Source organism: Nonomuraea sp. NPDC005650 (genome assembly GCF_040605375.1).
GTDB lineage: Bacteria > Actinomycetota > Actinomycetes > Streptosporangiales > Streptosporangiaceae > Nonomuraea.
The window spans coordinates 1-1,446 of record NZ_JBEXCR010000138.1; the positions used below are offsets into that span (position 1 = coordinate 1).

The following is a 1,446-nucleotide window of genomic DNA, read 5'->3' on the forward strand; positions in this document are numbered from 1 at the left end:
GGTCCGCACCAAGGCGCCGGTGTCGGTGTCGGCAGCCCTCATACCGAGGGTCCAGCGGCCCTGCTCCTTGTCGAAGCCGAGCTGGAACCCGGCCGCCCGGCTGCCCGGCTGGGCCACCGCGAAGGTGTCGACGGTGGGTAGGTAGTCGAGCTGGGCCCAGGCTGCCACGGTGAAGCTCGACCTGGTGTTCACCGCGGGCCCGCCGCTCTGGGCGTAGCCGTTGACGCCGTCCAGCGCGAGCGCGCCGTCCAGCCAGCCGGCCGTCCACGACGCGCCCCCGGCCAGCGTCGCCGCCGTCGAGCGGCCGGAAGCCTCCGCCGCGCTCGTGCCCGATTCCTCATCCAGCTGCCAGTGGCCGACCAGCGTGGCAGCGCTGTTGACCAGATCGGCGACCTCGTCGGCGAACATCGCCCGGCCATAGACGCGGACCTCGTCCACATCACCCGGCCAGGACTCCGCTGCCGCGCCGTTGACCTTGCCACGGCCGATGGTCAGCGGTCCGGTGGCGTTCCACGGCTGGGTGAAGGCGACCGAAGACTCCAGCTTGCCGTTGACATAGAGCGAGATCTGGCCCGCGGCCGAGTCGTAGACCCCCACCAGATGGGTCCACTCGTTCAGCCTCGGGGCGGCGGCCGACAGCGCCTTGACCGTCGCGGCACCGTCGGCGTCCGAACCCGCGCGCACCAGCGCCCAGCGGTCGTCCGGCTTGGAGTACTGGAGCGCGAAGCCTCCGGTTCTGGTGCCTTCCTGGGTGACGACGGTGGCGGTGGCGGCGTTGCCGGTCAGCCTCGCCCAGGCGGAGATGGTGAAGTTGCGGCTGGTGTCGGTGATCGGGCCGGAGGTCTGCGCGTAGGCGTTGGCGAGCTTCAGCCCCGCGCCGGTCCTGCCGGTCGTCCACGACGTCCCGTACAGGGTGGCGGGGTGCGCGCCGGTGGCGTCGGCGGTCACGCCGCCCTGGCCCTCGTTCATGGCCCAGTGGCCGCTCGGGCCCTTGCCGCTGTTGACGTTGAAGACGTAGGTGCGGATCGGGCCGAGCTGGCCCGCCCGGTCCTTGCTGCGTACCGACAGGACGTTGGGGCCGTCGTGGCGCGGGGTGAGCGCGATCGTGGCCGTGCCGTCGGCGGCGGGCGCGACCTCGGTCTTGGGCGTGGTGTCCAGGCCGTAGACGTAGGCGGCCACGTCGGTGACGCCGTTGGGGTCGAACGTGAAGGTGCCGGCCAGGCCGACGCCGTCGTTCCAGGTGTCCTCGGAGTACTGGGGCGAGGACACGACCGGCTCGCGGCCCGGGGCGGTGGCGTCCACGGTGGCCTCGCACCAGGGGCTCCAGGCGCTGGTGGCCTTGCCGTCCTCGCCCCGCACGCGCCAGCGGATCAGCGCGCCGTCGGCGTACAGGCTGACCGGGATCGTCGCGTAGTAGGCCGAGCCGGACGAACCGGTCCCGGTGAC

1 protein-coding gene is annotated in these 1,446 nt (G+C 72.7%); it reads right to left on the reverse strand.

What is annotated here, in order from left to right; translation table 11 throughout:
* Positions 1–1,446 (reverse strand): LamG domain-containing protein (locus ABZS69_RS67040; protein WP_355395668.1); only part of this gene is annotated, 1,446 nt, incomplete at both ends.